This window comes from Amycolatopsis rhizosphaerae (assembly GCF_007713715.1).
Taxonomy (GTDB): Bacteria; Actinomycetota; Actinomycetes; order Mycobacteriales; family Pseudonocardiaceae; genus Amycolatopsis_E; species Amycolatopsis_E rhizosphaerae.
In genome coordinates this window covers 1-4731 of record NZ_VJWX01000539.1, presented here as the reverse complement: position 1 = coordinate 4731, position 4731 = coordinate 1, and the positions used below count along the sequence as shown (strand labels likewise).

Annotated in this window: 3 protein-coding genes and 1 pseudogene; 2 read left to right on the top strand and 2 right to left on the bottom strand. The window is 71.6% G+C overall.

The window, feature by feature from the left end; translation table 11 throughout:
- A partial coding sequence (gene rocD / locus FNH05_RS32535) for an ornithine--oxo-acid transaminase (protein ID WP_144592676.1) occupies positions 1 to 970 on the bottom strand: 970 nt, incomplete at its 3' end.
- A 152-nt stretch (positions 971 to 1122) separates the two neighbouring features.
- Between rocD and FNH05_RS32530 the strand changes: the two genes are divergently transcribed.
- Positions 1123 to 3201, top strand: a complete 2079-nt coding sequence (locus FNH05_RS32530) for a S9 family peptidase (protein WP_144592675.1) — start codon at positions 1123 to 1125, stop codon at positions 3199 to 3201.
- Positions 3198 to 4148, top strand: a complete 951-nt coding sequence (locus FNH05_RS32525; protein ID WP_144592674.1) for an LLM class F420-dependent oxidoreductase — start codon at positions 3198 to 3200, stop codon at positions 4146 to 4148. The genes FNH05_RS32530 and FNH05_RS32525 overlap by 4 nt, the downstream gene beginning before the upstream one ends.
- Before the next feature lie 4 nt (positions 4149 to 4152).
- On the opposite strand, the pseudogene FNH05_RS32520 reads toward FNH05_RS32525, so the two are convergent.
- Positions 4153 to 4731, bottom strand: a pseudogene (locus FNH05_RS32520) (hypothetical protein); the annotation flags it as partial.

Genomic DNA, 4731 nt, shown 5'->3' with positions numbered 1-4731 from the left:
GATGCGCCCCCAGTTCCGTCGACCGCCGCTGGAACTCGCCGGTCTCCAGGAGGCGGATCACCGCCCGGCCGACCGCGCAGGCCAGCGGATTCCCGCCGAAGGTGGAGCCGTGCTCCCCGGGTTTGAGGACTTCGAGCACGTCCCGGCGCCCCGCCACCACCGACAACGGCACGATCCCGCCGCCGAGCGCCTTGCCCAGCGTGTACAGGTCCGCGCGCACCCGCTCGTGGTCCAGGGCCAGCAGGGTGCCGGTGCGCGCCAGGCCGGACTGGATTTCGTCGGCGATCAGCAGGACCCCCGCCTCGTCACACAGCCGCCGCGCCCGCGCCAGGTATCCGTCGGGCGGCACGATCACGCCCGCCTCACCCTGGATCGGTTCGAGGAGCACCGCGGCGGTCCGCTCGGTGATCGCCTCCCGCAGCGCTTCGGCGTCGCCGTACTTGACCACCGAGAAGCCCGGGGTGAACGGGCCGAAATGCGCGCGGGCGGTCTCGTCGGTGGAGAAGGAGACGATCGTGGTGGTGCGGCCGTGGAAGTTCGAACCGGCCACGACGATCTCGGCCCGGCCGTCCGGGATGCCCTTGACCTCGTAGGCCCACTTCCGGGCGACCTTGATCGCGGACTCGACGGCCTCGGCGCCGGAGTTCATCGGCAGCACCATCTCGGTGCCGGTCAGCGCCGCGAGTTCGGCGCAGAACGGGCCGAGCTGGTCGTGGTGGAAGGCCCGCGACGTCAGGGTCACCCGGCCGAGCTGCTCGACCGCGGCCGCGACCAGGGCGGGATGCCGGTGACCGAAGTTCAGCGCCGAATAGGCGGACAGGAAATCGAGGTAGCGACGGCCCTGCACGTCGGTGACCCAGGCGCCTTCGCCCTCGGTGATGACCACGCCAAGCGGGTGGTAGTTGTGCGTGCTCCACCGCTCGTCCAGGGCGATGAACTCGGCGGCGTTCCGGTCCTCGATCGTCGTCATAGCACCAGGCTAAGGGGCTGATCACGCCCAGTTCAGCCCGGAAACCGTTGCGTATGCGCCGGGTTCGTTGCGTAGTTTGCCGGAAAATCGGCGAAACGTTGTGCGGGGTGCCGGACTCGCCAACGGGCCGGGCGGTCTGCAAGAGTGCGAGCGTGACCGACGAGCTTTCCTTCCTTCGCAAACAGGCGCGCACCCAGCGCTTCACTCTCGGGACCCCCCGGGAGTTCCGTGCCTCGCCCGACGGCAGGCGGCTGCTGTTCCTCCGCTCGGAATCCGGCGTGGACCGGCGCAACAGCCTGTGGGAACTGGATCTGGAAACGGGCGCGGAGACGAAGGTGGTCGACGCCGCCGAACTTCTGCCCGGCGAGGAGCACCTGCCCGCGGAGGAGCGGGCCCGGCGCGAACGCAGCCGCGAAAGCGCGGGCGGCGTGGTCGGCTACGCCACCGACAGCGACGTCCGCATCGCCGCGTTTTCCTTGTCCGGCAAGCTCTACACCGTCGATCTGGGCACCCGCGAGGTCACCGAACGGGTCGGTGGAGCGGTCGTCGACCCGCGTCCCGACCCCACCGGAGCGCGCGTCGCCTACGTCCGGGACCGCAGGCTGCGCGTGATCGAACTGGCCACCGGGGAAGACCGTGCCGTGGCGGAGGAGGACGACGAGGACGTCGCCTGGGGCCTGGCCGAGTTCATCGCGGCCGAGGAGATGAACCGGGCCCGCGGCTACTGGTGGTCGCCCGATGGCCGCAACCTGCTCGCCGAGCGCAGTGACCGCACCGGTGTCCCGCGGTGGACCATCGCCGACCCGTCGGATCCGAAGGCCCCCGCCAACGTCGTCGCCTACCCCGCCGCTGGCGAGAACAACGTCGAGGTCTCGCTGGCGTTCTTCGGACTCGACGGCAGCCGAGTGGACGTACAGCGGGGCGACTGGGAGTACCTGACCGCCGTGCACTGGTCGGCGGGCGGGCCGCCCCTGTTGGCGGTGCAGCCGCGCGACCAGCGCCGCCTGGAGATCCACGCGGTCGACCCGGCCACCGGCACGACCAAGCTGCTGCACACCGAGACCGACCCGCTCTGGGTGGAGATCGTGCCCGGCGCCCCCGCGTGGACCCGCGACGGCCGCCTCGTCCACGTCAGCGCCGCCGACGGCACCTACCGGCTGGTGCTCGACGGCAAGCCGGTCACCCCGTCCGGGCTGCAGGTGCGGTCGCTGCTCGACGTGGGCGAGGAGGTGCTGTTCAGCGCCTCCGAGGACGACCCGACGCAGATCCACGTCTACCGCACCGAGGGCGGCGAAATCGTCCGTCTGTCCGGTTCGGACGGTGTGCACGTCGGTGCCGGAAACGCCGAGCTGGCGGTGCTCTCGTCGTGGAGCCTCGAACACAGCGGCCCCAGGGTTTCCGTGGTACGCGACGGGGAACGAGTGGCCGAAGTGGACTCCTACCCGGAGGACCCGGGGATCGAACCGCGGCCCCTCTGGCTGACCGTGGGCGAACGGGGTCTTCGTGCCGCGCTGCTGCTGCCCACGGGCCACCGGCCGGGCGTGAAACTGCCCGTCCTGCTCGACCCGTACGGCGGGCCGCACGCGCAGCGGGTGCTGCACAGCCGCAACGCCTTCCTGACCTCCCAGTGGCTCGCCGACCAGGGATTCGCGGTGCTGGTCGCCGACGGTCGCGGCACCCCGGGGCGCGGGGCGGCCTGGGAGAGGGAAATCGCGGGCAAGCTCGCCGAGGTCACGCTCCAGGACCAGGTGGACGCGCTGCACGCGGTCGCCGCCGAACACCCGGAACTGGATCTCGGCCGCGTGGCCATCCGTGGCTGGTCCTACGGCGGTTACCTGTCGGCGCTGGCCGTGCTGCGCCGCCCCGACGTCTTCCACGCCGCCGTCGCGGGCGCACCGGTCACCGACTGGTCGCTGTACGACACCCACTACACCGAGCGGTACCTGGGCAAGCCGCAGGACGAGCCGGAAAGCTACGAGTGGAACTCGCTGATCGCCGGCGCCGGGGAGCTGCGGCGGTCGTTGATGATCGTGCACGGCCTCGCCGACGACAACGTGTTCGTCGCGCACTCGCTGCGCCTGTCGGCGGCGCTGCTGGCGGCCGGGCGGCCGCACGCGTTCCTGCCGCTGGTCGGCGCGACGCACATGTCGCCGCAGGCCGAGGAAGTCGCCGAAAACCTGATGCGCGGGCAGATCGAATGGATCAAGAAGGAACTGGAGGCCCTCCGTTGAAGCGCTGGGGGATCACCATCCCGCTGACCGGGGTGCCGCTGACGGCGCACCGCGAGCTGATCGAGCGACTGCCCGATCTGGGCTACACGGACGCCTGGTCGGCCGAAACCGCGGGCACCGACGCGTTCTCACCGTTGCTGCTGGCCTCGCAGTGGGCGCCCCGGTTGCGGCTCGGCACCGCGATCGTGCCCGTGTACACGCGCGGACCCGGGCTGCTCGCGATGAGCGCGGCCACCCTGGCCGAGGTGGCGCCGGACCGGTTCGTGCTCGGGATCGGCACCTCGTCACCGGTCATCGTGAACCAGTGGAACGCCGCCGAGTTCACCGAACCCTACGGCCGCACCAGGGACACCCTGCGGTTCCTGCGGTCGGCGCTGGCGGGGGAGAAGGTGACCGAGCGGTATCCGACCTTCGCGGTCGACAGGTTCAAACTCGAGCGGGTGCCCCCGAAACCCCCGAAGATCATGCTGGCGGCGCTGCGGCCGGGGATGCTCAAGCTGGCCGCCCGGGAGGCCGACGGTGCGATCACCAACTGGCTGGCGCCCACGGACGTGCCGAAGGTGCGGGCCGAGGTCGGGCCGGAGGTCGAACTGGTGGCGCGGATCTTCGTGTGTCCCACCGAGGACGCCGACGCGGCGCGGGCGCTGGGGCGGATGCTGATCAGCAGCTACCTGACCGTGCCGGTGTACGCGGCGTTCCACGAGTGGCTGGGTCGCGGGGAACTGCTCGCGCCGATGCACAAGCTGTGGGCCGCCGGCGATCGCAAGGGCGCGAACGCGGCGATCCCGGACGAGGTCGTGGACGACCTGATCGTGCACGGCAGCCTCGACGCCTGCCGGGAGCGGGTGCGGGCCTACACCGAAAACGGGCTGGACACCCCGGTGATCGCCCTGCTGCCCACCGGCGGGGACCCGGCCGCCCAGGTCGAGGGACTGGCGCCGCGCTGACGCCTCAGCGGGCCACGGCCACCGGTTCCGGTGACACCGGCAGCGCGGGATCCCAGCGGGGCCCGCGCTGCCGGGGCAGCGCGAACGCGAGCAGCAGCGCCAGCCCGACGAGGGGATAGGTCGCCGCGGAAAGCTGCTGCGGCCAGGTCCAGTGCATGTGCACGACCGGGAAGTCGGTGTCGGGCAGGCCGTGGAACGGCGCGAGCTTGAACAGCACCGCCGTCAGGATCGCCCAGGCCGCCCAAGGCACGGCCTGCCACGACCGCGCATAAGCGTGGCGCGCCACCTGAGCCAGCATCAGCACCAGGGCCGGCACCACCCACACGTAGTAGTGCGACCAGGAGGTCGGGGAAACCAGCAGCGCGATCCCGGCGTTGGCCAGTAGCGCGAGCACCGGCCCCGCCCACCGCATCGCGCGCACCACCAGCACCACCAGCGCCGCCACGAGCAGCAGCCACAGGCCCTTCTCGGCGATGCCGGACAGACCCATGCGGACGAGGGACGCCTCGATCGTCTGGTTGGTCTTGAACGCGGTGCCGCTCACCCCGCCGCCGGAGAGGCCGCCGAGGAACCAGTAGCGGAC